Source organism: Kribbella sp. CWNU-51, assembly GCF_054073265.1.
On record NZ_JBSXMZ010000026.1, the window covers coordinates 116,067 to 142,353 of the forward strand.

Annotated in this window: 23 protein-coding genes; 19 read left to right on the plus strand and 4 right to left on the minus strand. The window is 69.2% G+C overall.

The window, feature by feature from the left end:
* The first annotated feature begins 9 nt into the window (after nt 1-9).
* The 9 genes from ACXC9Q_RS27780 (at nt 10) to ACXC9Q_RS27820 (ending at nt 8,830) form a co-directional block, all read left to right on the plus strand.
* The gene (locus ACXC9Q_RS27780) at nt 10-411 is read left to right on the plus strand and encodes a hypothetical protein (protein ID WP_457059568.1); all 402 of its coding nucleotides are present in this window, start codon (nt 10-12) and stop codon (nt 409-411) included.
* An 83-nt stretch (nt 412-494) separates the two neighbouring features.
* Entirely contained in the window at nt 495-1,610 is a 1,116-nt protein-coding gene (locus ACXC9Q_RS27785) for a GNAT family N-acetyltransferase (RefSeq protein ID WP_457059569.1), read from the plus strand.
* The gene (locus ACXC9Q_RS27790) at nt 1,582-2,532 is read left to right on the plus strand and encodes a potassium channel family protein (RefSeq protein WP_457059570.1); all 951 of its coding nucleotides are present in this window, start codon (nt 1,582-1,584) and stop codon (nt 2,530-2,532) included. The genes ACXC9Q_RS27785 and ACXC9Q_RS27790 overlap by 29 nt, the downstream gene beginning before the upstream one ends.
* 68 nt (nt 2,533-2,600) lie before the next feature.
* Nucleotides 2,601-3,506: a zinc metalloprotease gene (locus tag ACXC9Q_RS27795; protein WP_457059571.1), complete on the plus strand. Its 906-nt coding sequence runs from the start codon at nt 2,601-2,603 to the stop codon at nt 3,504-3,506.
* Between the two features lie 146 nt (nt 3,507-3,652).
* Nucleotides 3,653-4,639, plus strand: coding sequence for a LacI family DNA-binding transcriptional regulator (locus ACXC9Q_RS27800; protein ID WP_457059572.1), 987 nt, complete (start codon nt 3,653-3,655; stop codon nt 4,637-4,639).
* On the plus strand, nt 4,636-5,559 hold the full coding sequence (locus ACXC9Q_RS27805) for a carbohydrate ABC transporter permease (RefSeq protein ID WP_457059573.1): 924 nt from the start codon (nt 4,636-4,638) through the stop codon (nt 5,557-5,559). The genes ACXC9Q_RS27800 and ACXC9Q_RS27805 overlap by 4 nt, the downstream gene beginning before the upstream one ends.
* Nucleotides 5,556-6,389, plus strand: a complete 834-nt coding sequence (locus ACXC9Q_RS27810) for a carbohydrate ABC transporter permease (protein WP_405067727.1) — start codon at nt 5,556-5,558, stop codon at nt 6,387-6,389. Before ACXC9Q_RS27805 ends, ACXC9Q_RS27810 begins: the two co-directional genes overlap by 4 nt.
* Nucleotides 6,390-6,398: 9 nt before the next feature.
* On the plus strand, nt 6,399-7,682 hold the full coding sequence (locus ACXC9Q_RS27815) for an ABC transporter substrate-binding protein (protein WP_457059574.1): 1,284 nt from the start codon (nt 6,399-6,401) through the stop codon (nt 7,680-7,682).
* Nucleotides 7,679-8,830 carry an ADP-ribosylglycohydrolase family protein gene (locus ACXC9Q_RS27820; RefSeq protein WP_457059575.1) on the plus strand — a complete coding sequence of 384 codons (1,152 nt, stop codon included), beginning with the start codon at nt 7,679-7,681 and terminating at the stop codon, nt 8,828-8,830. Before ACXC9Q_RS27815 ends, ACXC9Q_RS27820 begins: the two co-directional genes overlap by 4 nt.
* A 2-nt stretch (nt 8,831-8,832) precedes the next feature.
* On the opposite strand, the gene ACXC9Q_RS27825 is transcribed toward ACXC9Q_RS27820, so the two are convergent.
* On the minus strand, nt 8,833-10,110 hold the full coding sequence (locus ACXC9Q_RS27825; protein ID WP_457059576.1) for a PhoD-like phosphatase N-terminal domain-containing protein: 1,278 nt from the start codon (nt 10,108-10,110) through the stop codon (nt 8,833-8,835).
* Nucleotides 10,111-10,190: 80 nt separating this feature from the next.
* Between ACXC9Q_RS27825 and ACXC9Q_RS27830 the strand changes: the two genes are divergently transcribed.
* From ACXC9Q_RS27830 to ACXC9Q_RS27865, 8 genes are all read left to right on the plus strand, one after another.
* Nucleotides 10,191-11,489 carry an ADP-ribosylglycohydrolase family protein gene (locus ACXC9Q_RS27830; RefSeq protein WP_457059577.1) on the plus strand — a complete coding sequence of 433 codons (1,299 nt, stop codon included), beginning with the start codon at nt 10,191-10,193 and terminating at the stop codon, nt 11,487-11,489.
* A gap of 10 nt (nt 11,490-11,499) precedes the next feature.
* Nucleotides 11,500-12,378: a ribokinase gene (locus tag ACXC9Q_RS27835; RefSeq protein WP_457059578.1), complete on the plus strand. Its 879-nt coding sequence runs from the start codon at nt 11,500-11,502 to the stop codon at nt 12,376-12,378.
* Complete coding sequence (locus tag ACXC9Q_RS27840) at nt 12,375-14,363, plus strand: SUMF1/EgtB/PvdO family nonheme iron enzyme (protein ID WP_457059579.1); 1,989 nt, start codon at nt 12,375-12,377, stop codon at nt 14,361-14,363. Before ACXC9Q_RS27835 ends, ACXC9Q_RS27840 begins: the two co-directional genes overlap by 4 nt.
* The gene (locus ACXC9Q_RS27845) at nt 14,360-15,547 is read left to right on the plus strand and encodes a CaiB/BaiF CoA transferase family protein (RefSeq protein ID WP_457059580.1); all 1,188 of its coding nucleotides are present in this window, start codon (nt 14,360-14,362) and stop codon (nt 15,545-15,547) included. The genes ACXC9Q_RS27840 and ACXC9Q_RS27845 overlap by 4 nt, the downstream gene beginning before the upstream one ends.
* Nucleotides 15,548-15,571: 24 nt before the next feature.
* Nucleotides 15,572-16,396 (plus strand): HpcH/HpaI aldolase/citrate lyase family protein, encoded by an 825-nt coding sequence (locus ACXC9Q_RS27850; protein ID WP_457059581.1) that lies wholly within the window; start codon nt 15,572-15,574, stop codon nt 16,394-16,396.
* Between the two features lie 2 nt (nt 16,397-16,398).
* Nucleotides 16,399-17,994: a phytoene desaturase family protein gene (locus ACXC9Q_RS27855; protein ID WP_457059582.1), complete on the plus strand. Its 1,596-nt coding sequence runs from the start codon at nt 16,399-16,401 to the stop codon at nt 17,992-17,994.
* Nucleotides 17,995-18,290: 296 nt separating this feature from the next.
* Complete coding sequence (locus ACXC9Q_RS27860) at nt 18,291-18,698, plus strand: TIGR03668 family PPOX class F420-dependent oxidoreductase (protein ID WP_457059583.1); 408 nt, start codon at nt 18,291-18,293, stop codon at nt 18,696-18,698.
* Between the two features lie 28 nt (nt 18,699-18,726).
* Nucleotides 18,727-19,962, plus strand: coding sequence for an RNA polymerase sigma factor (locus tag ACXC9Q_RS27865; RefSeq protein ID WP_457059584.1), 1,236 nt, complete (start codon nt 18,727-18,729; stop codon nt 19,960-19,962).
* Here ACXC9Q_RS27865 and ACXC9Q_RS27870 read toward each other — a convergent pair.
* The 3 genes from ACXC9Q_RS27870 to ACXC9Q_RS27880 are packed head-to-tail and all read right to left on the minus strand — an operon-like array spanning nt 19,952 to nt 23,057.
* Nucleotides 19,952-20,986, minus strand: coding sequence for a Gfo/Idh/MocA family protein (locus tag ACXC9Q_RS27870; protein ID WP_457059585.1), 1,035 nt, complete (start codon nt 20,984-20,986; stop codon nt 19,952-19,954). The two genes, ACXC9Q_RS27865 and ACXC9Q_RS27870, sit on opposite strands and share 11 nt — an antisense overlap.
* On the minus strand, nt 20,983-21,990 hold the full coding sequence (locus ACXC9Q_RS27875) for an alcohol dehydrogenase catalytic domain-containing protein (RefSeq protein ID WP_457059586.1): 1,008 nt from the start codon (nt 21,988-21,990) through the stop codon (nt 20,983-20,985). The genes ACXC9Q_RS27870 and ACXC9Q_RS27875 overlap by 4 nt, the downstream gene beginning before the upstream one ends.
* 59 nt (nt 21,991-22,049) lie before the next feature.
* Nucleotides 22,050-23,057 (minus strand): LacI family DNA-binding transcriptional regulator, encoded by a 1,008-nt coding sequence (locus ACXC9Q_RS27880; RefSeq protein WP_457059587.1) that lies wholly within the window; start codon nt 23,055-23,057, stop codon nt 22,050-22,052.
* 108 nt (nt 23,058-23,165) lie between these two features.
* Here ACXC9Q_RS27880 and ACXC9Q_RS27885 point away from each other — a divergent pair, with 108 nt between their 5' ends.
* Together ACXC9Q_RS27885 and ACXC9Q_RS27890 are read left to right on the plus strand one after the other, a co-directional pair.
* Nucleotides 23,166-24,473: an acyl-CoA dehydrogenase family protein gene (locus ACXC9Q_RS27885; RefSeq protein WP_457059588.1), complete on the plus strand. Its 1,308-nt coding sequence runs from the start codon at nt 23,166-23,168 to the stop codon at nt 24,471-24,473.
* Nucleotides 24,473-25,678, plus strand: coding sequence for an acyl-CoA dehydrogenase family protein (locus ACXC9Q_RS27890; RefSeq protein WP_457059589.1), 1,206 nt, complete (start codon nt 24,473-24,475; stop codon nt 25,676-25,678). The genes ACXC9Q_RS27885 and ACXC9Q_RS27890 overlap by 1 nt, the downstream gene beginning before the upstream one ends.
* Nucleotides 25,679-26,287: the final 609 nt, after the last annotated feature.

Here is a 26,287-nt window from a genome sequence, read left to right on the forward strand (position 1 = left end):
TCTCGGCGTATGGCAGGTGCTGGAAAGGCCAACGGCAAGCTGGCCAAGAACTTGATCAAATACAGCGTGCGGTACGGGCCGCTGGTGATCGAGGCGGTCAAGCACGGGCGCGAACCGGCCCAGCAGGCGGTCCAGGCCGCCTGGGCGAAGCGGGCGGCCCGGCGGAAGGCGAGCGAGCACGCCCTCACCGTGCGCGACGGGTCCTTGCTGAAGGTGATCAAGGACGGGGAGTCGATCTTCTTCGTCTTCTCCGGCGACGCGATCGTGACGACGTACCCGCCGGTGCCGCAGAGCGCCTACCCGGAACTCCTACGGCACGCCGACCTGGACAAGCGGGTGGCCGCCGGCGACCTCGCCGCGCGCAAGCCGAAGATCACTCCCCACCTGCCGAAGGTCCGGCGCAAACGTTGACGCGCGCGTAACATGCCGGACCCGGCCGGGCAACAGGCGGCCCGCACAGTGGGAAGCACGTTTCCACGAGGGAGGGCGTCCGCATGCTCTGGAAGATCAGGACCGAACTCGCCGACCGGCCCGGTGCGCTGGCCGAACTCGCTGCACGGTGTGGTGCGGACGACATCAACATCCTCAGCCTCGAGGTGTTCACCGCCGAGACCGGCGCCGTCGACGAACTGGTGGTCAACACCGGGGTCGGCTGGACCGCAGACGACCTGGCCGCGCTCGCCGCTGAGGCCGGTTGCCTGCGTACGACGGTCCGCCCGTGCCAGGCCGACGTACTGAGTGATGCCCCCACCCGCTACCTGCGCGCCGTACTGCGGCTGATCGACGACCCGATGTCCGTCGACGACGAGCTCGGCAACCTGCAGGGGTTCGAGGAGTACACACCCGCCGAGTGGGCCCGGGCCGACGCGCTGGTCGAGATCGCCGGCCGGCTCACCGAGCGGTTCGACGGGTCCGTGGTCGAGGGCCCGCGCCCCGGCAGCGCCGTACCCGAGTTGCGCAAGGCGACCGTCGAGGACGCCGAGGCCGTGGTCGCGATGCACGAGCGGTGCTCGTACGAGAGCCGCACCCGGCGGTACCACGTACCGATGCCGAAGCTGACCACCCGCACCGCGCGGCACCTGTCCGCGCCGGCCGGCGGGGTGTCGGTCGTCGCGGCCGTCGGTGACGCCGTGATCGGGATGGCGACGGCCGCGCCGTGGGAGGAGCTCGGGAGTACGACGATGGAGGTCGCCGTGCTCGTCGAGGACGGCTGGCAGGGTCAGGGCCTGGGACTGCGGTTGCTGCGCCAGGTGGTCAGTGACGCGCGGGTGCTCGGCGCCGACCGGGTCGTGTGCATGGTGCAGCCGGAGAACCATGCGATGCTGCGCACCCTCGAGCGGCTGCGGATGCGGTCGCGGGTGGTTCGGGACGGAGACAGCCTGATGGTCACCGTCGCGCTGTCGGACCAGAGCCTGTCGCATGCGGTGGATCGGCCACCAGTGCAATATCGTCAGACACGTGCCACCCCTTCCCACCGGTCGCAACCCACACGGTCTGCTGGTCAGCCTGCCCGCGAGCACGCGCTCGCCGCTCTATCAGCTCTTCAGCCGCATTCTGATCGCGCTGGGGCTGCTGACCGTGATGGTGCTCATCGTGGTGGTCGACCGTAGCGGCTACAGGGACAGCTACGACGGTCGCGTCGGTCTGATCGACAGCATCTACTACGCCACTGTCACACTCACCACGACCGGGTACGGCGACATCACTCCGGTGACGCCGGCCGCCCGGCTGGTGAACGCCTTCATCGTCACCCCGCTGCGGATCGCGTTCCTGGTGGTACTGGTCGGCACGACACTGGAAGTCCTGGCCAACGAGGGTCGCCGGATCATGCGGGACACACGATGGAGGAAGCGCATGAAGGACCACACCGTCGTGGTGGGCTACGGCACCAAGGGCCGCTCCGCCGTCCAGACGCTGATCAGCAACGGGGTCAAGCGCGACAGCATCGTGGTGATCGACCCGCGGGCCCAGGCGATCGGGGACGCGGGCAACGACCAGATGGCCGCCTTCCACGGCGACGCGACGAACCGGACCGTGCTGCGCCGGGCCGAGGTGATGACGGCTCGCGAGGTGATCGTGACGACCGACCGCGACGACTCGGCGGTGCTCGTCACGCTGGCGGTGCGGCAACTGAATCCGAAGGCACACATCGTGGTCGCGGTCCGCGAGGAGGACAACGTCCCGCTGCTGCGGCAGAGCGGCGCGGACGCGGTCGTCACGTCCTCCGAGGCGGTCGGCCGGCTGCTCGGGCTGACCTCGGTCAGCCCGAACCTGGGTGAAGTGATGGAGGACCTGCTCACGTACGGCGAGGGCCTCGAGGTGGCCGAACGCCCGGTGCTCGGCCGCGAGGTCGGCAAGCCGCCGTCCGCCGTCCCCGACCGCGTCGTGTCGGTCGTCCGCGACGGCAAGGTACACCGCTACTACGACGCCAACGTCTCGGTCCTGGCCGCTGGCGACAAACTCATCGTCGTCCGCCCCGCCAAGGAAACCCCGTGGGCCGAACGCCCCGGCGCGGACGAGGGCGACGAGTAGCCCTTCCGCGACACCGCCGGCGTGCTTAGAGTCGAACTGCCTGGGGGCCGGTTCGGCAGGGGGCAATCATGAGGTGGAGCAAGATCGCCGGCATCGCCGGCGTTGCGGTGATGGTGAGTGCGGGACTGACCGGGGCGCAGAGTCAGGCCGCACCGCCGAGTCCCGATCGGGTCGCTCCGTGCGTGTCGGAGGACAGCGTCATCCAGGCGCGCGGTGGACCGCGCGAACCTGATCTCGGGCAGGTCGCGCAGGACCTACCGGCCGCGGCGAAAGGCAAGGCGAAACACGGGTTCAAGGTCAGTGTGCCGGTCTACTTCCACGTGGTCACCGACGGTTCGATCGGCTCGCTCACGCCGACGCAGATCCGTGCGCAGATGGCCGTACTGAACAACACCTACGCCGGCGCGGAGGGTGGGGCCAAGACCGCGTTCAGCTTCCAGTTGGCCGGAGTGACGCGGACCGACAATGCGACCTGGTTCTACGCCGACGGCGGCAAGCCCGAGCGCCAGATGAAGCGGGCGCTGCACACCGGTGGACCCGGCGACCTGAATCTGTACTCGACGACAGCCGGCGTGGATCTGCTCGGCTGGGCGTATCTGCCGGACATCGTGACCAATCCCGCGCGGGCCTATCTCGACGGCGTGGTCTTCGACTGGGAGACCATTCCGGGCACGACCTCCACGTACGCCGGTACGTTCGACGAGGGGAAGACGGTGACCCACGAGGTCGGGCACTGGCTGAACCTCGAGCACACCTTCTTCGGCAAGTGCGGCCCGCACGGCGACTTCGTGGACGACACCCCCGCGGAGAAGACACCGACCAGCGGCTGTCCGGCCGGCAAGGACACCTGCAAGGCACCCGGTGACGACCCGATCCACAACTACATGGACTACTCCTACGACTCCTGCTACAACCAGTTCACTCCCGGCCAGGCTCAGCGGATGGCGGACGCCTGGCTGCTGTACCGCGCCTGATCGCCGTTCTCCCGGACCGTGACCCGTTGACGGGTCACGGTCCGGTTGAGTGTGGTGGTCGTTGCCGGCCTGAGGTTGACCGCGCGGCGCCGGCGTCCTAATGTCTGGCCTGTAAACGATTACAAGAACGATTACAGGAGGCCGGCGTGAGTCGTCCGACGATCGCGGAGGTGGCTCGGGCAGCCGGGGTCTCGGTGGCGTCGGTGTCGCGCGTGCTGAACGGGCTGCCCGCGACCGAGGAGATGGTCGAGCGGGTGCAGCGGGCGGTGCAGGAGCTCGGGTACGTGCCGGACTCCCGAGCACGATCGCTCAAGGTCGGGCGCACGTTCCAGCTGACGCTGGCGGTCGCCGACGTCGGTAACCCGGTCTACGTGACGATGATGCGTGCGGTCGAAGAGGTCGTGTCCGCGGCCGGCTATCGGCTGGTGGTGACCACGACCGGGCCAGATGTGGTGGACGAGGTCGCGCTCGTTCGCGGGATGGCCCGCGGGTACGCCGACGGCCTGGTGATCAGCCCGCTGCGCGTCGACGAGGACCTGATCAAGTCGATCCGCGAGTGCGAGGTGCCGGTGGTCGTCGCCGGTAACGTCCCCGCCAAGGCGGGCGTCGACACGATCCGCGCCAACTCTCCGAAGGGCATCCTGCTGGCAGTCGAGCACCTGACGGCCAAGGGACGCACGCGGATCGCCTTCGTCAACGGCCCGGCGGACACGGTGCCGGGCACGGCCCGGGCGAAGGGCTTCGCCGACGCGATGAAGGAGTTCAAGCTGACGTCGGCCGGTGAGATCGAGGCTGCCGACTTCACCTTCGCCGCCGGACGCGAAGCGGGGAAGAAGCTGTTCAAGAAGCGCGGTCCCGACGCGGTGGTCTGCGCCAACGACCTGCTCGCCGTCGGAGTCATGCACGAGCTCGCCGCCTACGGACTAGACGTTCCGAACGACGTGGCGGTGATCGGGATGGACGACAGCGAACTCGCCGAGCAATGCTTCCCGCCATTGACAAGCGTGAACCTCGGGTCGGCCGAACGTGGCCGCCGGGCGGCTGAGTTGCTGTTGGCAAGGATCGAGGACTCCACCCGGACCCCGCGGCGGATCGTCGTACAGCCGTCATTGAGTGTCCGGAGGTCCACATGACCGCCACACTGACCGCGCCGGCGCCGACGCCGGTGAAGAAGACCACCAGGCCGAAGCAGAATCGGGAGGCGATCTTTCTCTTCCTGCCGGCGCTGCTGCCGGTCCTGCTGCTCAGCGTCTACCCGCTGATCCGCGGCATCGCGCTCGGCTTCACCGACGCGCGCGCGGGGCTCAACGTCGAGACCAACTTCATCGGCTTCGACAACTTCTCCAAGCTGCTGCACAACGGCCTGTTCTGGGACTCGTTCCGGATCGGCATCATCTGGACCCTGTCGGTCACGATCCTGCAGTTCGTCGCCGCGCTCGGCCTCGCCCTGCTGCTCAACACGACCATCAAGTTCCGTGGCGTCGCCCGGACCATCGCCCTGATCCCATGGGCGATGCCGCCGGTGGTGGTCGCGATCATGTGGCGCCTGCTGCTGCACCCGACCAACGGCCCGGTCAACGAGATGCTGCAGAACCTGCACCTCACCGACCACCCGATCAACTTCCTCGGCAACTTCAGTACGGCGTTGCCCGCGGTGATCGTGGTCGGCATCTGGGTCGGCATGCCGATGACCACGGTGACTCTGCTGGCCGGCCTGCAAGGCATCGACCGCACGCTGTACGAGGCTGCCGCGGTCGACGGCGCGAGCGCCTGGAGCCAGTTCTGGAACATCACGCTGCCACAGCTGCGGACCGTGATCGTCGCGATCACCAGCCTGGACCTGATCTGGAACTTCAACTCGTTCGGCCTGGTCTACGTGCTCACCGCGGGCGGTCCGGGCGGCAAGACGATGCTGCCGATGCTGTTCGCCTACAACGAGGCGTTCCGGTACGGGAACTTCGGCATGGCCGCCGCGATGGGTGACGTGATGGTCGTCATCATCATCTTGTTCCTCGCCTTCTACCTGCGGAACCGGCTGAGGAGCGAGGCATGAGAACCCGACCGGCCGCCCGCGCCCTCCAGTACGTCGCCGTCGTTTGCTACCTGATCTTCCTCGGCTTCCCGCTGCTCTGGCTGATCTCCAGCTCGCTGAAGTCGCCGCAGGAGTTCGCCAGCATCACGCCGTCGCTGCTGCCGAAGAACGCCGACTTCTCCAACTACACGGACGCGCTGAGCGAACAGGGCCTGGTCCGGGGACTCGGCAACAGCCTGCAGATCTCGATCCTCACCACGATCCTGGTGCTGATCGTGGCGCTGCCGGTGTCCTACGCACTGGCCCGCTTCCGCAGCCGGCTGCGGCCGGTCACGAACGGCTGGATCCTGGTCAGCCAGGTGTTCCCGGTGATCCTGATCGTGATCCCGCTGTTCATGATCCTGCGGCCGCTGCACCTGACCAACACGATCCCCGGTGTGGTGATCGTCTACATGGTCTGGTCGCTGCCGTTCGCCTTGTGGATGCTGCAGGGGTACGTCGCCGCCGTACCGCGGGAGCTGGAGGAGGCGGCGTCGGTGGACGGCGCGAGCCGGGTCCGCACCATCGTGTCGATCGTGATGCCGCTGCTGCGGCCGGGGCTGATCGCGACCGCGATGTTCACGTTCATCTCGGCGTGGAACGAGTTCTTCTTCGCTCTGGTCCTGCTCCAGGACCCCCAGCTCAAGACCTTGCCTCTGGTGCTCGCCCGCTTCGTCGGGGCCGAAGGCCAGGTTCAGTTCGGCCCGCTCGCCGCCGCCTCCGTGCTGGCGACGGTACCCAGTCTCGTGTTCTTCGCCTTCCTCCAGCGCCGGTTGACGTCGGGTCTGCTGAGCGGCGCAGTCAAGGGTTAGGAGATGTCAATGAAAAAGGTAGTGACCGCGCTGATGGCGGCGGGCGCACTGGTGGCGCTCGCGGCGTGTGGGGGCAACAGTGACAACAGCTCCGGTGACTCGGGGTCCTCGACCGAGAAGGTGACGCTGAAGTTCCAGAGTCTCGCCTTCCAGAAGACCACAGTCGCCGCGACCAAGAAGATCGTCGCGGACTGGAACGCCGCCAACCCGAACATCCAGGTCGAGTACGTCCAGGGCAGCTGGGACTCGGTGCACGACCAGCTGGTCACCCAGTTCCAGGGTGGGACCGCGCCGGACATCATCCACGACGAGTCCGCCGACATCACCGGCTTCATCAACCAGGGCTACTTGGCGGACCTCTCGCCGTACCTGAGCCAGGAGACCAAGGATGCCGTCTCCCAAGGCGTCTGGGACACCGTGTCGAGCGACGGCAAGGTGTACGCCGCTCCGACACTCCTGCAGTCGTACGTCGTGTTCGCCAACTCGGCTGCCCTCAAGACGGCCGGGATCACGGCTACCGGTGACTCGCTCAGCTGGGACGACCTGGCCGCGGACGCGAAGAAGCTGACCGCCGGCGGCAAGCACGGCCTGGGCTGGGGCCTGAAGAGCCCGACCGCAACAGTGCTGAACCTGGGCATGAACTTCGACGCGCAGTTCTTCGAGGGCACCGGCAAGGACGCGACGGCGAAGATCGGCGACCCCGAGCTCGAGGTGCCGAAGCGGATCCACGCGATGGCGTACGACGACAAGTCGATCGACCCGACCTCGCTGACCCAGAGCAGCTCCGACGTCCTGCCCGGGTTCTACGCCGGCAAGTACGCGATGGTTGTCGGCGGCAACTTCACCGCGCAGCAGATCCTGGAGGAGGCGCCGAAGGGCTTCCAGTGGGAGGTGCTGCCGCCGCTGAAGGGCACCGGCACCAAGCAAGCCGCGAACCCGCAGACCCTGTCGGCGCCGGCCGAGGGCAAGCACATCAAGCAGTCGGCGCAGTTCATCGACTACTTCATGAAGGCCGAGAACCTGGCCGCCGTCGGCCAGGGTGACTGGCTGATCCCGGCCACCCAGGCGGCCCGGGACGCGATCCTGAAGTCGACCGGCGGCAAGAACGGCTGGGAGCAGACGTTGGCCAGCGGCAACGATCTGACCAAGGCGCCGTTCCAGAGCGTCGAGAACTACCCGAAGTGGAAGGACCAGATCGCGACGCCGGCGCTCCAGGAGTTCCTGGCGAACAAGACCGACCTGGCGACCCTGGGCAAGAAGCTGAGTGATGGATGGGGTCAGGTCAACCAGTGACGCCGGAAGGAATCAGTACCGCGCTGGAACAGAAGGCGACAGGTGCCCTCGTCGGCTCCGCGGTCGGTGACGCGATCGGTGGGGCCGTCGAGGGCTGGACCCCGGCGGCGATCCGGGAGCGGCACGGCGGCTGGGTGACCGGCATCGTCGGCCCGTGGTACGACGACTGGCGCACCGCGCGCCCGATCGCGCCGTACCACAAGGGCGACGGGCACATCACCGACGACACGTTGATGACGCACGCCCTGGTCGAGGTGTACGACGAACGCCGTACCCACCTGGACGCGTACGCGATCGCCGAGTCGCTGGTCCCGAAGATGCTGACCGGGCCCCGGTGGGTGCCCGAGCTGGAGACCGAGGCGCTGCTGCTGCAGCGGGTGTTCCTGGCCGAGAAGTGGCTGGTCGCCCGGTTGCACTACGGGCACGTCGATCCGCGCGAGGCCGGCGTCGGCAACATCGTCAACTGTGGTGCGGCGATGTACGTGGCACCGGTCGGCATCGCCAACGCTGGCGACCCGGAGGGTGCGTACGCCGAGGCGATCGAGCTCGCGGGTGCGCATCAGTCGAGCTACGGGCGGGAGGCGGCCGGGGTGTTCGCGGCCGCCGTCGCCGCCGCGATGGCGCCGGGCGCAACGGCCGCCTCGGCGGTCGGCGCGGCGCTGGCACTGGCCAAGGACGGCACTCGGAGGGCCGTCGAGGCGGTTGCCGCGGCGGCCGACGGCGTCACCGAGTGGGAGCAGGCGATTCCCCTGCTCCGCCAGGCGATCGAGCCCTACGACACGGTCGGCCCGGACTATCGCGACCAGTCGATGGACGCGCGGCGGCCGAGCCGGACGAAGGCGATCGAGGAACTGCCGGTGGCCCTCGGCTTCGTGCTCGTGTCCGAAGGCGACGTACGCCGGGCTGTCCTGGGCGGCACGAACTACGGCCGGGACGCCGACTCGATCGCGTCGATGGCCGGCGCGATCACGGGTGCCCTCAGCGGACTGAGCGGCGTACCCGCAGACTGGGCGGCCGACATCGCCGCGGCCAGCAAGACCGATCTGGTGGAGCCGGGTCGCGTGATGGCCTCGGTGGCCCTGGACATCCGCGCGGCCGACGCCGAGCGGTGGGCCTGGCGCGTGGCCGCGTTGGATGCCCTGGTCTGATGTCAGCTGCCGTACGCCTCGAGCTCCACGATCCGCGAGTAGCCATGGTCGTTGGAGTCGCGGCTGACGAGTTGGACCGCGTCCACCGCGCGGGGCCCGAAGGTCACGGTGACCTTGCCGAGCACGTTGCCGCGGACCTCGCCGACCGTCGTCCAGGTGTCGCCCGTGCGGACCTGGATGTCGAAGTCGCGGATGCCCATCACGGCCGCCGGGTAGCGGGCCGAGTCGAGGGTCTGGAGGACGACTCGGCCGATCATCGTCGGCTGGAGGAAGTCGACGCCGTACGTATCCGGGAAGGCGCCCTTGGTGGAGTCGTGCCAGCCGCTGGCACCCCACTGCGCGGAGTCGGAGTTGCCGTCGACGCCACCGCACAACCGCATGTCGCCGTTGGTGGAGGACGCGACCGCCTGCTCTCCGAGCAGCACGTCGTCCCGCTGCGGGACGGGCTTGATCGCGACCGGTACCTTCAGGTGCTCGCGGCCGACGCTCAGGTCGACGGTGTGCGTCGCGGGCGTGGTTCCGCGCGGGACGGTGATCTCGAGTGGAGCGGTGACGAGCTGATCGACGGGCAGGTAGCTGGAGAACTGCTGCCGGGACAAGTCGGGGTCGGTCTTGTGCAGTGCATAGCGCGCCCGGTACTCGTCCAGCGTGAAGATCTCGCCGGCGAAGTCGACCGGGACGGTCTGGTTGCGGACGCCGGCGGTCGGACCGATGCCGACCTCATAGATGTAGTCGCCGAGGAACAGGACGACGTCGTGGTCTCTGCGTACGACGTCCTGATACGCGGTGTAGAAGCCATCGTAGAAGGCCTGGCAGGACGCGACCGCCATCGTCACCGCGGGCTGGTCCGCCGGTGCCGGCGCGGTCCGCGTCCGGCCGACCGGACTGATCTGCCCGGCCGCGCGGAAGCGGTAGAAGTAGTGCCGCCAAGGACGCAGTCCGCGTACGTCGACGTGCACCGTGTGGGCGTACTCCGGACGGGCGCGGGCGGTGCCTCGGCGTACCACTCTGCGGAACGCTTCGTCCTCGGCGACCTCCCACTCGACGTCCACCGCGCGGTCGTCCATCCCGCCGAACGGTTCGAGCGGACCCGGCGCGAGGCGGGTCCAGATCACCACGGCGTCGGAGAGCGGATCGCCCGAGGCGACGCCGAGCGTGAACAGCGGCCGCTTGTCGGTGCGATGCGGTATTGCTGTCGCAACGAGATCAGGGAGGTTGCCGGTGAGCGCGAGCGCGGCGGCGGCGCCGGTCGCGGTGAGGAAGCTGCGGCGAGTAGCCATGGCAGGCAGTATCAGGTTGTGGTGAGACGACTAACCAGGTGTGTGTTTCGCCTGGCGCAACAGGGGAAGGAAGAAGCCCGATGAGACTGACCTGGGTGCAGCCGGAGGACTTGCTGCCGCACCAACTGGTCCAATCCCGGTCCGAAGGTGTCGACGTCACCGACGTCCAGGCACGTTGGCTGACCGCGGGCGGCACGACGGACGCCCCGGCGTCGGGCGCCACCGACGAGCCGGCCCCAGCTGAGCTGCGGGCACTGGCCAGGGAGCTGCTCGACGAGCTGGACGCGCGGACGGCGGCCTGGCACGAGCCGGAGATCCCCGTCCTGCCGTCGCTCGGTCAGCCGGTCGACCTCGAGCAGCGGACGCTCGACGCCTGGCTCGGCCGCGCGGCCGGGAATCTGCTCGGCAAGGTGGTGGAGAAGATCCCGCGCGAAGGCATCCGGGAGATCCTGGAGACGTCGGGCCAGTGGCCGCTGACGCAGTACATCACCGCCATCGGCGTACCGGACGAGGTGCAGCGACGCTGGCCGTGGAACCGGCGGTCGAAGCCGACCAGCCTGCGCGAGGTCATCGACGGGATGCCCGAGGACGACGACCTCAACTTCGCGATCCTGGCGTTGCAGCTGCTGGAGCGGCACGGGTCGGAGCTGACCACCGAGGACGTGGCGCAGGCGTGGCTGAACGACCTTCCGGCCGGACGCGTGTTCACCGCCGAACGTGTTGCCTACCGCAACCTTCTCGACGGCGTCGAACCCGCGCGGGCCGCGCTGGTCGGCAATCCGTTCCGCGAGTGGATCGGCGCGCAGATCCGGACCGACGCCTACGGCTGGGCGCATCCTGGAGACCGCTCGGCCGCGGCTCGGCTCGCACTGGTCGACGCCCGGCTGAGCCACACCGGTGCCGGTGTCGACGGCGCGCTCTGGGTCGCCGCGATGTCGGCCGCCGCGCTGGTGCTGGACTCGCCACGCGAAGTCGCCGCCGCCGGTCTCGATGTGGTGAGCCCCGACGGGGCGATCGCACGGGCCGTCCGGTTCGGGCTGGCACTCGAGGACGTCCAGTTGGACGACGCGCTCGACGCCCTGCACGTGGAGTACGGCGACCTGCACTGGGTGCACGCGGTCAACAACACCGCGCTCACCGCCTACGCGCTGACTGCCCCGGACTTCGCCTCCGCGGTCGGGCGTTCGGTGATGGGTGGGTGGGACACCGACTCGGTCGGCGCGACCGTTGGTGCGGTGTTTGGCGCGGTGCGCGGAGTTCCGGCAGAGTGGTCCACACCACTTGCGAACCGGATCGCCACGAGCCTTCCGGGAATGGACCAGATCGCGATCACCGAGCTGGCACGACGGACTGTGGAGGTGGCCCGGGGTGGAGCCTGAGGTTGTCGTTGTGGGTAGCGCGAACGTGGACCTGGTGCTCCCGGTCCGGCGGATCCCGCGCCCCGGCGAAACGGTGCTCGCGGGAGTCATGACCCGAGGGCCGGGCGGCAAGGGCGCCAACCAGGCGGTCGCGTCCGCGCGGGCCGGTGCACGCACGGCGATGGTCGCCGCTCTTGGCGACGACGACGGCGGTGCCCTGCTCCGGGACGCCCTCGGCAGCTCCGGCGTCGACCTCTCCCTGGTCTCGGCCACGGCGACCCCGACCGGTACGGCGATCATCACGGTCGACGACAGCGGCGAGAACTCGATCGTCGTCGCCCCCGGTGCGAACGGCGAACTGTCCTTGTCCGCGGCCGCGACAGCGGTCGTCGGTGCGGCGAAGATCGTTCTTGCCCAGTTGGAGATCCCGTTCGCAACCGTCCAGGCGGCGGCCGCGGCGAGCTCGTACTTCATCCTCAACGCAGCCCCGGCCGCCGAGTTGCCGGACGAGTTGCTGGCCGGCGTCGACCTGCTGGTGGTGAACGAGACCGAGGCCGAGGCGATCGCCGGCGCGGACCGCTCCGCGCTCCTGAAGAAGGTGCCGGCCGCGGTCGTCACGCTGGGTGCGGCCGGCGCGGTGATCCTGACCCGCGGTGACGACGAGATCGAGGTGCCCGGCGTACCGGTCGACGTGGTCGACACCACGGCCGCGGGCGACACGTTCTGTGGGGTGCTCGCGGCAACATTGGCTTCCGTGTCAGCTACCGGTGCGATCACGACCAGCGACCTGACGAATGCGGTCCGACGCGCTACCGTTGCTGCTTCATTGAGTGTTCAGGCGGCGGGGGCGATTCCCTCGGTGCCTCACGGGGATGCAATCGACGCGCGTTATGCGGAGGTGTACCTGTGAACCCGCTCGAGCCGCGGCCGATCGATCTACCCGCCATAGTGGATCTGGGCCTCCGGGTCGACCCGTCCTTTCTCGACGACGCCAAGATCCTCGGCGCGCCGGACGACCCGGCCGACCTGCCGCGATGGCGGGCCAGGCTCGCCGAGTGGCTCGCCAGCGCCTACGAGCGCACGCCGTACGACGGCTCGCACTACGAGGTCCCCGGTCGGGAGTGGACCCAGACGGCGTACTCGGTGGCGCTCGTCTGGCTCTGGGACGACCAGCTGTACGACGTGGAGACCGGGACGTTCACGCCGGACAAGTTCGTCCAGCACGGCGTCGACGACTTCGGTGGGTACGACGCGGTCGTGCTGTGGCACGCGTATCCGGTGATCGGGATCGACTCGCGCAACCAGTTCGACTTCTACCGGGACGTGCCGGGGCTGCGGGAGCTGATCGACGATCTGCACCGGCTCGGTTTGAAGGTCTTCTTCGACTACAACCCGTGGGACGTCGGCACCCGGCGAGCGGCCCGGCCGGACGCCGAGGAGTTCGCCGCGCTGGTGACCGACTACGCCGTCGATGGCGTCTTCCTGGACACCTTGAAGGAGGGCGACCCGGCCTTCACCCGTGCGCTGCGTGCGGCGAATCCGGCGATCGCCCTCGAGGGCGAGTCACGGTTGCCGATGGCAAGGATCGGGGATCATGCGCTGTCCTGGGCGCAGTGGTTCGCCGACACGCACACGCCGGGGGTCCTGCGCGCGCATCTGTTCGAGCGCCGGCACATGATGCACCACACCCGCCGGTGGAACCGGGACCACAGCGACGAGCTGCAGTCCGCCTGGGTCAACGGCGTCGGCATGCTGGTCTGGGAGTCGGTGTTCTCCGCCTGGGTCGGCTGGAACGCCCGCGACCGCGCGACCCTGCGCCGGATGGTCGCCGCGCAGCGCGCGTTCGCGCCGGTGCTGATCAACGGCGACTGGATCCAGCTGACCCCGGAGATCCCGGACAAGGCCCGGGAGCACGGTGTCTACGGTTCGCGGTTCGACCTGGCCGACATCACCTTCTGGACGCTGATCAACCGCGACGAGGAGGACTTCGAGGGCATCGTGCTGCGCTCGGAGGACCAGGTCGGCGACTGGTACGACGTGACGTCCGGGGTGCCGATCACCTCGGACGACGACGGCGTCCACCTGGTCGTGCCGGGGCGTGGCGTCGCCGGGATCATCCGGGTCGGCGCTACCGCGGGCTCGTCCTGCCGGGCGACCGCGCGCCGGCTGGGCACGATGCCGCGGCCGCACGTGAAGGACTCGGCGTTTCCGATGGCACCGGCCGAGCGGGTCGCGGTCCCGGCCGTCTCCGGTGACGCGTCCCTCGGCCCGGTGGTCGTCGTACCGGCGGGGGAGCGGGAGCTGACCGTCCGGCACCGGCGGCGCGAGACCGGGTTGTACGACCAGGCGCCGTACGTGGAGGAGTGGAAGCCGCTGCCGCCCCGGCTGCACGACGTCCGGACGGTCAAGCGTGAGGTGTCGCTGCCGGGGATCTCGGTCGCGATCAGCGAGGTGACGAACGCGCAGTACGCCGACTTCCTGGCCGCGACCGGGTACCGGCCGCGGATCGCCAACCGGTTCCTGCAGCACTGGGTGGATGGTGCGCCCGTCGCCGGGACCGAGGAGCACCCGGTGACGTACGTCGATCTGCCGGACGCGCGGGCGTACGCGGTGTGGCGCGGCGGGCGGTTGCCGACCGAGGACGAGTGGCAGGTCGCGGCTCGGCTGGTTGGCTTTGCCCGCTTGGAACCGCTGGTGTGGAACCTGACCGAGAGCGAGCATCGCGACGGGCGCAGCCGGTTCTGCCTTCTCAAGGGCGGTTCGCACTATGTTGCCGAGGGCTCCGATTGGTACGCCGACGGTGGGCCGCAGGAGCCGGACGTGAGCTTCAAGCTGGTGCTGACCGGTGGCGGTCTCGATCGCTCCGAGACCATCGGTTTCAGGTGCGCGGGATGAGGTCTGCTCCGCTCGACGGTGTGAAGGTGCTCGAGGCGGCGACGCTGTTCGCGGGACCGCTGGCGGCGACGTTCCTGGGTGACTTCGGGGCCGAGGTCACGAAGATCGAGCATCCGTCCCGGCCGGATGCCGCGCGGACGCACGGCGCCTCGAAGGACGGCGTCGGGCTGTGGTTCAAGACCCTCGGCCGGAACAAGCGGCTCGCGACCCTCGACCTGTCCCGCGGTCGCGAGGTGTTCCTCGAACTGGTTCGCTCGCACGATGTCCTCGTCGAGAACTTCCGGCCGGGGACCTTGGAGCGCTGGGGTCTCGGGCCCGACGTATTGCTCGACGCGAACCCGCGGCTGGTGATCGCCCGGGTGACCGCGTTCGGTCAGGTCGGACCGTGGTCGGGCCGGCCCGGGTTCGGGTCACTGGCGGAGGCCATGAGCGGGTTCGCGGCGGTCACCGGTGAGCCGGACGGGCCGCCGACGCTGCCGCCGTTCGGGCTGGCGGACGGGATCACCGCGCTCGCGACGGCGTACGCGGTGCTGGTCGCGCTGCGCGAGCGAGATCGGTCCGGGGCCGGGCAGGTGATCGATATGGCGATCATCGAGCCGATCCTGATGATGCTGGGTGGCGGGATCACGGCGTACCAGCAGACCGGATACGTCCAGCCCCGGCTCGGGAACCGCTCGTCGAACAACGCGCCGCGCAACGTCTACCAGACCGCGGACGGGCGCTGGGTCGCGGTGTCCACGAGCTCGCAGAGCATCGCCGAGCGGGTGGTCACGTTGGTCGGCAGGGCCGATATGGTCGCACAGCCGTGGTTCGCGACCGGGCGGGAGCGTGCCCAGCACGCCGACGAATTGGACGCGGCGGTCGGGTCGTGGATCGCGGCGCGGCCGCTGGACGAGGTGATGGCCGAGTTCGAGAAGGCCGAGGCCGCGGTCGGCCCGGTGCACGACATCCGCGGCATCATGACCGACCCGCAGTACGCCGCTCTCGGCACGATCGTGGCCGTGGACGACGACGAGCTCGGCGGTCCCGTGCAGATGCAGAACGTGCTGTTCCGGCTGTCCGAATCGCCGGGGTCGATTCGGTGGGCCGGCCGGCCGCATGGCGCGAACACCGACGAGGTGCTCGCCGAGATCGGTGTCACGCCGGAGCAGCTCGCAGCGTTGCGGGCCGCGGGCGTGGTCTGACCCGTTCGCTTGAGGGGGCGTTAGGTGCTGACGGCACTGTATGTTCCGGCCAACCGGCCGGACCGGTTCGCGAAGGCGGTTGCCGCGGGCCCCGATGTGGTGGTGTTCGACCTGGAGGACGCCGTACCGGTCGACGACAAGGCGGGCGCGCGCGGCTGGGCGGTCGCGTGGATCGCCGCGAACGCCCACGGACCGGTGGAAGTCCGGGTGAATGCGCCGGGGACGCCGTGGATCGAGGACGATCTGGCCGCGGTGGCCGCCGTACCGTCGGTGCGGATCCGGCTGCCGAAGGTGGAGAGCGCGGCCGATGTGCGGGCCGTCCTGGAACAGGTGCCGTCGGCAAGGATCACCGCGCTGATCGAGTCGCCGCTCGGGCTGGAGAAGGCGTTCGAGATCGCCACCGCGGATCCGCGAGTGGTCGCGGTCGCGCTCGGCGAGGTGGATCTGTCCAGTGCGTTGGGCGTGGACGGACCGGCGGGACTGGCGTGGGCGCGCGGGCGGCTGGTGTCGGCGTCCCGGGCCGCCGGTCTTGGCGCGCCGATGATGTCGGTGTTCCCGCGGGTGAACGACGAGGAAGGCCTGCGCGCGTCCTGTCTGGAAGGTCGCGCGCTCGGGTTCGTCGGCCGTACGGCGATCCACCCGCGGCAACTGGCGACGATCGTGGAGTGCTTCACGCCGACCGCCGGACAGATCGCCGAGGCCGAGGCTCTGCTCGCCGCGGTGGAGAAGGCCGGGGTCGCGGAGGGTGGCGTCATCGTGCTGGCGGACGGCCGGATGGTCGATCCGGCGATGGTCGGGCGCGCCCGCGAGGTCACCACCCTGATGCGGGAGATCGAGTTAAGGTCGTAGGCATGCTGCCGCGCAGTGTTGATGCCGTGGTGATCGGGTCGGGGCCCAACGGGCTGGTGAGCGCGATCGCCCTCGCCGACGCGGGCTGGGACGTGCTGGTCCTGGAGGCCGCGGAGACCTTCGGCGGCGCGGTCCGGTCGGTCGAGGACGACGGCTGGATCAGTGATCGTTTCAGTTCGAACTACCCCCTCGGCGTGGCCTCACCGGTGATCCGGGCGCTGGAACTGGAGAAGTTCGGACTCAAATGGGCGCACGCGCCGTTACCGCTGGTGCATCTGCTCGACGCGGAGGACGGTACGTCGGTCGCGGTCCACCCGGATCCTGAGGGCACCGCGAAGTCGGTCGGAGCCGACGACCCGGGTGACGGTGACGCATGGTTGCGGCTGTATCAGCAGTACGTCGCGATCCGTGAGCCGCTGCTGAAGTCACTGCTCACCTCGTGGCCGCCGGTCGTGCCCGGGGTCCAGCTCGTGCGCAAGCTGGGGTCCGCGGGGGAGTTGCTGCGGTTCGCGCGGTTCATGGCGATGCCGATGCATCGGATGGGCCAGGAACTGTTCGCCGGTCCGCGCGGCGCGGCGGTGCTCGCGGGTAACGCCATGCACTCCGACGCGCCGATGTCGGGCAGCGTCAGCGGCACGATGGGCTGGCTGCTCGCGATGCTGGCCCAGGACGTCGGCTTCCCGGTCGCCGCCGGCGGGTCGTCATCCTTGTCGGGCGCCTTGGTCCGCCGGGCCGAACGCGCCGGAGCCCTGCTCGTCTCCGGTACGCCGGTCGCCGGGATCGACGTGTCCTCCGGACGGGTGACCGGCGTACGCACGGCGTCGGGGGAGACTGTCGCGGTGAGCCGGGCCGTCATCGCCGACACGTCCGCGCCGGTGCTCTACCGCTCGTTGTTGCCGGATGCAACGATTCCGGCGGGCCTGCGGCGGGACCTGGACGAGCGGTTCGAGTGGGACTATCCGACGGTCAAGCTGAACTTCCGGCTGAGTGGCTCGATCCCGTGGAAGTCGTCGGAGGCGCGATCGGCCGGCGTCGTCCATCTGAGCGGGACCGCGGACGATCTCGTCCACCTCTCGGCCGACCTCGACACCGGTCGGCTGCCGTCGCAGCCTTTCCTGCTGATCGGCCAGACCACCAAGTCCGACCCGACCCGCTCACCCGCCGGCACCGAGGCGGTGTGGGCGTACTCGCATCTGCCGCGCGGACTCGCGGACGACGAGTCGGCGGGCAAGCTGGCCGGCCGGATGGAACGCGCCATCGAACGGTTCGCCCCCGGCTTCACGGACCTGATCCTCTCCCGCGATCTACAGCGTCCTTCGGAGCTGGAGTCAGGCAACGCCGCTCTCGGCCTCGGCGCGGTTGGTGGCGGCACCATGCAACTCCACCAGCAGCTCGTCTTCCGCCCGACCATCGGCCTTGGCAGTCCGCGCACCTTCGTGACCGGCCTCTACCTCGGCAGCTCGGCGATCCACCCCGGTGGCGGCGTCCACGGCGCCTGCGGCCACCTGGCCGCCCGCACCGCCCTCCGCGACGCCTCGCTCATCGGCCCCCTCATCCGCACCCTCCCCACCGCCACCCTCCGCTACCTCCAACGTTGACCCCGCCGACCGCGCACCCGACCCCTGCCGCCGAACCATTTGAGGCTCTTCTGCTGGATCTGTGGGTGTGATCCGGCGGGGTGATGTATGGGCTCGGCCGTCGGCACGGCGGGCTGTGGTTGTGGATTGTTTGTGGGGGTCGGGGAGGTGGGTGGACTGGGGAGGGAAATGTCCCTTCACGGGGGTAAAACCCTCCCCGGACTGGCCGGGGCCGGGCGCAACCCCCGGCGCCGAGCACGGGCGGTGGGGCGGCGGCGGGGGTGGGGTGGTGGGGGATGGGTGGTTAGGGTCGGAGGGTGCGACTGGATGAGGCGAGCTGTAGGGCGCGGGTGGCTGCTGCGCGGGTGGGGCGGTTGGCGACGGTGGGCGACGATCTGCGGCCGCACGTCGTGCCGGTGACGTACGCGGTGCATGGCGACCTCGTGTTCGTCGGGATCGATCAGAAGCCGAAGACGACGACCGATCTGAAGCGGTTGCGCAACATCGCGGCGAACGAGCGGGTCGCCGTCCTGGTCGACGAGTACGACGAGGACTGGACGCATCTGTGGTGGGTACGACTCGACGGGATCGCCCGGGTTCAGGCCGACGAGCCCGCCGCGATCGAGCTGCTGACCGCGAAGTATCCGCAGTATGCGGGAGATCCGCCGCGTGGGCCGGTGATCACGATCCACGTCGACGGCTGGACCGGCTGGTCGTACGCCTGATGCGTAAGGTGCAGCTGGGAGGTGTGGGATGAGTCAGGTGGAAGGGCTGCTGCGGGAGCTCGCGCCCCAGGTGCTGGGCTTCCTGGCCCGGCGGTACGGGCAGTTCGATCTGTGTGAGGACGCCGTACAGGAGGCGTTGCTGGCGGCCGCGACGCAGTGGCCGGCCGACGGCGTACCGGCGAATCCACGCGGCTGGCTGATCACGGTCGCGTCCCGGCGACTGACCGACCAGTTCCGCAGTGAGAGCGCGCGGCGTCGTCGGGAGGACACCGTCGCGGCGATGGCCGGCCCGGAGGAACTGGTTGCCCCGGGCGCCGATGTCGACTCCCCACCGGATGCTGACGACACGCTGACCCTGCTCTTCCTCTGCTGTCATCCGGCGGTCACGCCGGCGTCGCAGGTCGCGCTGACGCTGCGGGCGGTCGGCGGTCTGACCACGGCCGAGATCGCCCGCGCGTTCATGGTGCCGGAGGCAACGATGGCGCCGCGGATCAGCCGGGCCAAGAAGAGCATCAAGGCGGCCGGCAGCCGGTTCGTCATGCCGCCCGAGGACGAGCGCGCCGACCGGCTGCGAGTCGTGCTGCAGGTCCTGTACCTGATCTTCAACGAGGGATACACGGCGAGTTCGGGCGAGGAACTGCAGCGGGTCGAGCTGACCGCCGAGGCGATCCGGCTGGCCCGGATGCTGCGCTCGGCGCTGCCGGACGACGGCGAGGTCGCAGGTCTGCTGGCGTTGATGTTGCTGACGGACTCCCGGCGGCGGGCGCGCACCACCGCGGACGGTGGCCTGATCCCGATCGACGACCAGGACCGCACGCTGTGGGACCGCGAGCAGATCGAGGAAGGCGCGGCGCTGATCCTGAGCACGCTGGCGCGGGGTGCTGTCGGCCCGTACCAGCTGCAGGCGGCGATCGCGGCGATCCATGCCGAGGCGCCGAGCGCCGAGGCAACCGACTGGCCGCAGATCCTGTCGCTGTACCTGCTGCTGGAGAAGCTCACGCCGAACCCGATGGTGACGCTCAACCGCGCGATCGCACTCGCCCAGGTCGAGGGACCACAGGCCGGGCTGGACCTGCTGGCCACGCTCGACGATGACAAGAACATCACCGAGACCCACCGGCTGGACGCCGTCCGGGCGCATCTCTACGAGCGCGCGGGGGAGTTGGCGAAGGCGCACGAGCACTACCTGGCCGCGGCCCGCCGTACGACGAGCCTCCCGGAGCAGCGCTACCTGCAGGCGAAGGCCGACGCGATCACGGGATGAGCCGGTCGGCGACCCGGGCCGGTGGCTCGGCGCGCAGCCGCCGGTCGATCTCGGCGGCAATGCGCCTGCCGGTCTCGTGGGACTCGATCGCGGCCAGGGCGAGCCCGAGTGCGCGGCGGCCGGCCCGGGCGTGGATCGGTGGCGCGCCGCCGGCACGGAGGGCGTCGAGGATCGCGTCGACGTGGCGGTCGAACGTGCCGGCGAAGTAGCGGGCCTCGTCGTCGAAGTAGCCGGAGTGCCAGCGATGTTCGACATCGTCTCCGGCGCGCGAGAACGTCAGGGCGCGGACGGTGTCGTGGATGACCAGACGACCCTCGGTGCCGTTGATCTCCACGCGTTGCGTGTCGGGATAGGCGTACGACGAGTCGTAGCTGCCGAGCATCGTGCCGACCGCACGGTTCTCGAAGTCCAGCGCCAGTGCGATGGTGCTGAACGCGCCGTACGTCTTGTCGGTCATGTGTGCGGAGACAGTGGAGATGGGGCCGACCAGATGCTCGAGCATGTCGAAGCCGTGGCACTGGGTCTCGATCAGGTTGGCGTGCGGCGAGTTGCCGTGGTTGGCCTCGCCGCCGAACCGCCAGGTCGCGAACACCGGCTCACCGAGCTCGCCCGCGTCGATCAGCGCCTTCGCCCGCTGGACGGGTTCGGCGTACCGGTGGTTGAAGTTGATGGCGAAGAAGCGGTCACCGGCTTCGGCGAGCAGGGTGTCGGCCTCGGTGAGGTTGAAGACGAGCGGCTTCTCGACCAGCAGCGGTACGCCGGTGCGCACCAGCTTCAGCGTGACGTCGTAATGGCCCTCGTTCGGCAGGCAGACGGTGATCAGGTCCGGTTGCTCGTGATGCAGCATGAGGTCGAGATCGGTGTACGGCGTGGCGCCGTACCGCTCGGCTCGGGCCCGGGTCCGCTCGGGCGTGCGTCCGGCGACCGCGCACAGCTCGGTGTCCTCGCGGCGGGAGAAGATGCGCGCGTGCTGTTCGCCCCAGCCGCCGGCGCCGACCACCGCGACGCGGAGTCGCTCGGTCATGAGGCGGCGTCCTGGGTGACGATGACCTTGCCGCTCTCGCCGGACAGGAACAGCCGGAACGCCTCGCCGATGTCGGCGACCGGGAAGCGGTGACTGATCACCCGGCCGATCAGCTCCTGGTTGGCCTGCAGGAGGGCGAGGTTGCCGGCCATCTCGTCGTACCGGAAGTACTCGCTGCCGAGGATCGCGTGCTCGGGTGCGATCAGGTCCCTCGACACGTCGATGGTGACCGTCTCGCCATGACCGACGCAGATGAGCGCGCCGCGTCGGCCGAGGATGTCCAGGGCGGCGCGGCGGGCGACCTCCTTGCCGGACGAGTCGAACGCGATGTCGGGGCTCCCCGCCGCTCCGACGTCATCCGCGAGTACTGGGATGGCTCCGAACGACTCGGCGAAGTCGAGGCGCCAGCGGGCGATGTCGGAGATGTACACCGGGACGTCGGCGCCGTACCGGAGCCTGCTCATCACCGCGAGGCCGAGCCCGATCGGCCCGGCGCCGGCGATGTAGACGCTCTCTATGTCCGGCCGGATCAGGGCCGCGCGGCCGAGGGCGTGGCTGCTGGTGCCCATCACGTCCAGCAGCATGGTCGCGGTGCCGATCTCGATGTCGTCGCTGATCGGGAAGAAGTTCGTCTCGTGCACGAGCTCGAACGGGCCGTAGCCGCCGTCGTGGGTGAAGCCCATGTCCGCCCGTTTGGCCAGGCACTGATTGGTTGCGCCGAGCAAGCAGCTGCGGCACTCGCCGCAGTAGTCCATCAGGAACACGGCGCCGCGAGTACCGGCCGGGACGCTGGTGCCTTCGCCGGCGACGAGCACGGTGCCGGCGGCTTCGTGGCCGGGTACGACGCCGGAGCCGCCGAAGTACTGGTCGCGGTCGGTGCCGCAGATGGCGTTGGCCTGGACGGCGAGCAGGAGCTGGCCGGGACCGGGGTCGGGGTAGGAGTGGTCCGCGAACTCGATGCGGCCGTCTCCGGTGAACACAGGGGCGAGGGCTGTACGTGTCATGGTCACCGGAATTTACTACGTAGCAAATACTGGCAACAAGACGTTGTGGCCCTTCGGCTTTAGACGGCGGTACTCTCGCGGAGGCGCAGCTCGTAGCCGGCCATCCGGTGCTGGGGAACCCGCGACTCGTCCGCGCCAAGCTGTTCCTCGAGCAGGTCCAGCGCCATGCCCGCGAGGTCGTCGAGCAGCGGCGCGACCGTGCTGAGTGACGGCGTGGACAGACTCGACTCGACGATGTCGTCGAAGCCGATAACCGACATCTCACCTGGTACGTCGACATCCGCACGCAGGAGCGCCCGGATGGCGCCGAGGGCGGCCGAGTCGTTCATCGCGAAAATGCCGTCGGGTGTGGGGGCTCCGCTGGTCAGGACTGCGGTCATCGCGTCGGCGGCTGCGGCCGTCGTCCAGTCGCAGTCGATCAGCAGGTCAGGGTCGAGCTCGGCTCCGGCCTTCTTCAGTGCGGCCTGATAGCCCTGGCGGCGGAGCTGATAGGACCGCTTGGGTCCGTGGTTCGCGCCGAGCAGCAGGATCCGTCGCCGTCCGGAGTCGAGCAACTGGGAGACCGCGGCCTGGGCTGCCTCGCGGTTCTTGATGCCGACGTGGTCGATCTCGCTGCCCGGTTCGCGGTCGCCGACCAGGACCACGGGGTACTTGCGATCTCGCAGCCGGTGCTCGTCCGCGCGGCCCAGCGCCACCGCGCTCATGATCAGGCCGTCGGTGACGACGTCGACGCCACCGCGCAGCAGTTCCACCTCGGTCTCGTGGTGTCCGCCGGTGGTTTCGACCAGAACCGTCGTACCTCGCCGCCGGGCTGCCGCGATGACGGCTTCGGCGAGGTCGGCGAAGTACCGCTCGCGGAAGGTGGGGACGGCCAGGGTCACCGTGCCGGTGCGGCCGGTCCGGAGTCGCCGGGCGGCGGTGTTCGGCCGGTAGCCGAGGGCGTCGACGCTCGCCTGCACGCGGGCGCGGGTGGCGGGGGAGACATGCACGTAGTTGTTGACCACGTTGGAGACGGTGCGCTGCGAGACACCCGCGTGGCGGGCGACGTCGGACATGCTGACCGCCACTGCCTGCTCCAGCCTGGATCGAGCCACTCGGTGAGCGGTCAGGCTATCTCACCCGGCTGTGGGACGGCCCACGTGACTCAGGTTGTAACTTCGGTTTACAGTTACGGTATGAGCCTTCAGGAGCGGACTCGCGGGCGCCGGGACGCGATCGGAGTCGGGGTCGCGTGGTTGAACCGGCTGGCGAAGTCGCGAACGATCGACCGGTTCGGGTTGCGGAAGCAGACCGAGCGGGTGGTGTTCGAGGCGACCAAAACCGGCTTCCGGACGGCTGGCGCGCTCAGCCGGCGTTTCGCCGCCGCGTCGAAACTCGCCGCGCCGTCGCGGCTGCCGTCGGCGCGCGGGACGGGGAAGTTCGACCTGACGCCGACCGAGGACCAGCAGATGGTGGTCGAGGTCGTCCGCGAGTTCGCCGCGGAGGTACTGCGTCCCGCGGCCGCAACCGCTGACACGGCCTGTGTGACTGACGACGGTGTGCTGTCGTCGTCCGCCGACCTCGGGCTAAGCCTGATCGAGGTGCCGGAGGAGCTCGGTGGCATCGTGACCGAGCGGTCGGCGATGACCGGCGTACTAGCGGCCGAGGCGATGGCGCATGGCGACATGGGTCAGGCGGTCGCGTGCCTGGCGCCGGCGGCCGTGAGTACGGCGATCTCGTTGTGGGGCGATGAGACGCAGCAGGCGACGTACTTGCCGGCCTTCACGGGTTCGTCCGTGCCGGCGGCGGCGCTGGCTTTGCTCGAGCCTCGGCCGCTCTTCGATCCCTTTGTCTTGCAGACGCGTTGGGCCGGCGGGCGGTTGAACGGCGTGAAGTCGTTGGTGCCGCGCGGCGCCTCGGCGGAGTTGTTCGTGATCGCGGCGCAGGTCGAGTCGTCCGGGCCGGCGTTGTTCCTGATGGAGTCCGATCATCCCGGGGTGACGATCGAGGCCGAGCCGTCGATGGGGTTGCGGGCGGCGTCGCTGAGCCGGGTGATCCTGGAGGACGTGCCGGCCGTGCAACTGGGGACGTTCGAGGACTATGCCGAGTGCGTCCGGCTGTCCCGGCTCGGGTGGTGTGCGTTGTCCCTCGGTACGGCGAAGGCGGTGCTCGACTACGTCACGCCGTACGTGAACGAGCGGACCGCCTTCGGTGAGCCGATCAGCCACCGGCAGTCAGTGGCCTTCATGGTGGCGAACATCGGGATCGAGCTGGAGGGGATGCGGCTGGTCACGTACCGGGCCGGATCGCGTGCTGAGCAAGGGCTTCCGTTCGCCCGTGAGGTCGCGCTGGCGCGGCGGTTGTGCACGGACAAGGGCATGCAGATCGGGACGGACGGCGTACAGCTGCTCGGTGGGCACGGCTTCGTGAAGGAGCATCCGGTGGAGCGGTGGTACCGCGACCTGCGAGCCATCGGCGTGATGGAAGGTGCGGTGCTGGTCTGATGATCAACCTGGAGACACCCCGGAAGTTCCGTGCCTTCGTGAACCAGGCGCACCAGGTCGCGGCCGAGATGCTGCGGCCGAACTCGCGCCGGTACGACCTGGCCGAGCACGAGTATCCGGTCGAGCTGGACATGCTGGCGGCGATGGCCGACGGATTAGGTGCCTCGGGCACCGGTTCCGGTGCGGGTGCTTCCGGCGTACGCCGTACCGCTTCGGCGGACGGTGTTGTGAATGGATCGAACCTGTCGTCGGTGCTGTCGATCATCGAGATGTGCTGGGGCGATGTCGGGCTGCTGCTGTCGATGCCGCGGCAAGGACTCGGCAACTCGGCGATCGCGTCCGTCGCGTCCGAGGAGCAGTTGCGTCGGTTCGACGGTGTGTGGGCGGCGATGGCGATCACCGAGCCGGGGTGTGGATCGGACTCGGCGAACATCCGGACGACGGCTCGGCTGGACGGGGACTCGTACGTGCTGGATGGCGAGAAGATCTTCGTGACCGCTGGTGGGCGGTGTGATGCCGTCGTGGTGTGGGCGACTCTGGATCGCTCGTTGGGTCGCGCTGCGATCAAGTCCTTCGTGGTCATGAAGGCCACCCCGGGACTGTCGGTGGAGCGGCTCGATCACAAGCTCGGGATCCGTGCGTCGGACACTGCGACGATCCGTCTCGAGAACTGCCGGGTGCCCCGATCGAACTTGCTGGGATCGCCTGACATCGACACGGACAAAGGGTTCGCGGGTGTCATGCAGACCTTCGACAACACTCGCCCCCTGGTCGCCGCGATGGCCGTCGGCTGCGCGCGTGCCTCGCTCGAACTCACCCGCTCGTTGCTGGCGGAGGCAGGCGTCGAGGTCGACTACGACCACCCCGTCCACCTCCAGCCGGCCGCGGCCGCGTCGTACCTCTCGATGGAGGCCGACTGGGAAGCCGCCTACCTGCTGACGCTGCAGGCCGCCTGGATGGCCGACAACGGTCAGCCGAACTCCCTCCAAGCCTCGATGGCCAAAGCCAAGGCCGGCCGCACCGCCAACGACATCACCCTCCGTTGCGTCGAACTGACCAGCACCCTCGGCTACTCAGAACACCAACTCCTCGAAAAGTGGTCCAGAGACTCAAAAATCCTCGACATCTTCGAGGGCACCCAACAAATCCAACAACTCATCGTCGCCCGCAGGCTGCTGGGGAAGACCTCTGCTGAGCTGAAATAGCCTTGCTTGTAAGGGATTCCTGCGTACTGTGCGATGCTTCAGAGCAGGCCAGGACTCTCGTCAGTTCCTCGTAGGCGGCGCGGTCGGCCTTGCAGCGGCGGCGACCTCGCTTGTCCTTGACGGGTGGCTGGATGACAGCAGCCGTCGCGAGTGCTGGTTTCCAGACCACCAGGTCATACAGACGTGCGCGGAGCTCCTTGCCGTCTGACCGCCTTCGTCCACTGATCCTTCGCAAACGCCACCCAAACCTCCTCGACCGCTGACGACACCCTGGGTGCTCAACGTTCGGGGAGATGGGTCACTAGGCCTGCGTTCCTGTGGATGACTGAGCACGGCGCGGGACCGCGTAGTTCTCCCCTCGTGATGCAGCCCGTCGCCTGGCGATGGTCGAGATCCCGGCGCGCGCTCGGCGGGGCAAGTCCTGGATGACGCGTAGCAGCGAGTCCACGGGGGTGCGGCGGCGAGCGTTGGCGCCGGATCGCGAGGCCCGCCGCTCAGATCTGACGATGTGAGCGGCAAAATGAACAGACTCGAACCTCGAAACCGCTGATGTGCAGCTCGAGGTGATGGCGATTGCCGCTGACTCGTGAAGTTGCCTCTGACTGCGCT

What these genes read in the sequence shown, in the direction of transcription:
- ACXC9Q_RS27815 (WP_457059574.1), top strand. Translation starts at nt 6,399, where the DNA reads ATGAAAAAGGTAGTGACCGCGCTGATGGCGGCGGGCGCACTGGTGGCG.
- ACXC9Q_RS27805 (WP_457059573.1), top strand. Translation starts at nt 4,636, where the DNA reads ATGACCGCCACACTGACCGCGCCGGCGCCGACGCCGGTGAAGAAGACC.
- ACXC9Q_RS27890 (WP_457059589.1), top strand. Translation starts at nt 24,473, where the DNA reads ATGATCAACCTGGAGACACCCCGGAAGTTCCGTGCCTTCGTGAACCAG.
- ACXC9Q_RS27795 (WP_457059571.1), top strand. Translation starts at nt 2,601, where the DNA reads ATGAGGTGGAGCAAGATCGCCGGCATCGCCGGCGTTGCGGTGATGGTG.
- ACXC9Q_RS27875 (WP_457059586.1), bottom strand. Translation starts at nt 21,990, where the DNA reads ATGACACGTACAGCCCTCGCCCCTGTGTTCACCGGAGACGGCCGCATC.
- ACXC9Q_RS27785 (WP_457059569.1), top strand. Translation starts at nt 495, where the DNA reads ATGCTCTGGAAGATCAGGACCGAACTCGCCGACCGGCCCGGTGCGCTG.
- ACXC9Q_RS27885 (WP_457059588.1), top strand. Translation starts at nt 23,166, where the DNA reads ATGAGCCTTCAGGAGCGGACTCGCGGGCGCCGGGACGCGATCGGAGTC.
- ACXC9Q_RS27845 (WP_457059580.1), top strand. Translation starts at nt 14,360, where the DNA reads ATGAGGTCTGCTCCGCTCGACGGTGTGAAGGTGCTCGAGGCGGCGACG.
- ACXC9Q_RS27830 (WP_457059577.1), top strand. Translation starts at nt 10,191, where the DNA reads ATGAGACTGACCTGGGTGCAGCCGGAGGACTTGCTGCCGCACCAACTG.
- ACXC9Q_RS27865 (WP_457059584.1), top strand. Translation starts at nt 18,727, where the DNA reads ATGAGTCAGGTGGAAGGGCTGCTGCGGGAGCTCGCGCCCCAGGTGCTG.
- ACXC9Q_RS27825 (WP_457059576.1), bottom strand. Translation starts at nt 10,110, where the DNA reads ATGGCTACTCGCCGCAGCTTCCTCACCGCGACCGGCGCCGCCGCCGCG.
- ACXC9Q_RS27810 (WP_405067727.1), top strand. Translation starts at nt 5,556, where the DNA reads ATGAGAACCCGACCGGCCGCCCGCGCCCTCCAGTACGTCGCCGTCGTT.
- ACXC9Q_RS27870 (WP_457059585.1), bottom strand. Translation starts at nt 20,986, where the DNA reads ATGACCGAGCGACTCCGCGTCGCGGTGGTCGGCGCCGGCGGCTGGGGC.
- ACXC9Q_RS27855 (WP_457059582.1), top strand. Translation starts at nt 16,399, where the DNA reads ATGCTGCCGCGCAGTGTTGATGCCGTGGTGATCGGGTCGGGGCCCAAC.
- ACXC9Q_RS27790 (WP_457059570.1), top strand. Translation starts at nt 1,582, where the DNA reads ATGGTGCTCATCGTGGTGGTCGACCGTAGCGGCTACAGGGACAGCTAC.
- ACXC9Q_RS27780 (WP_457059568.1), top strand. Translation starts at nt 10, where the DNA reads ATGGCAGGTGCTGGAAAGGCCAACGGCAAGCTGGCCAAGAACTTGATC.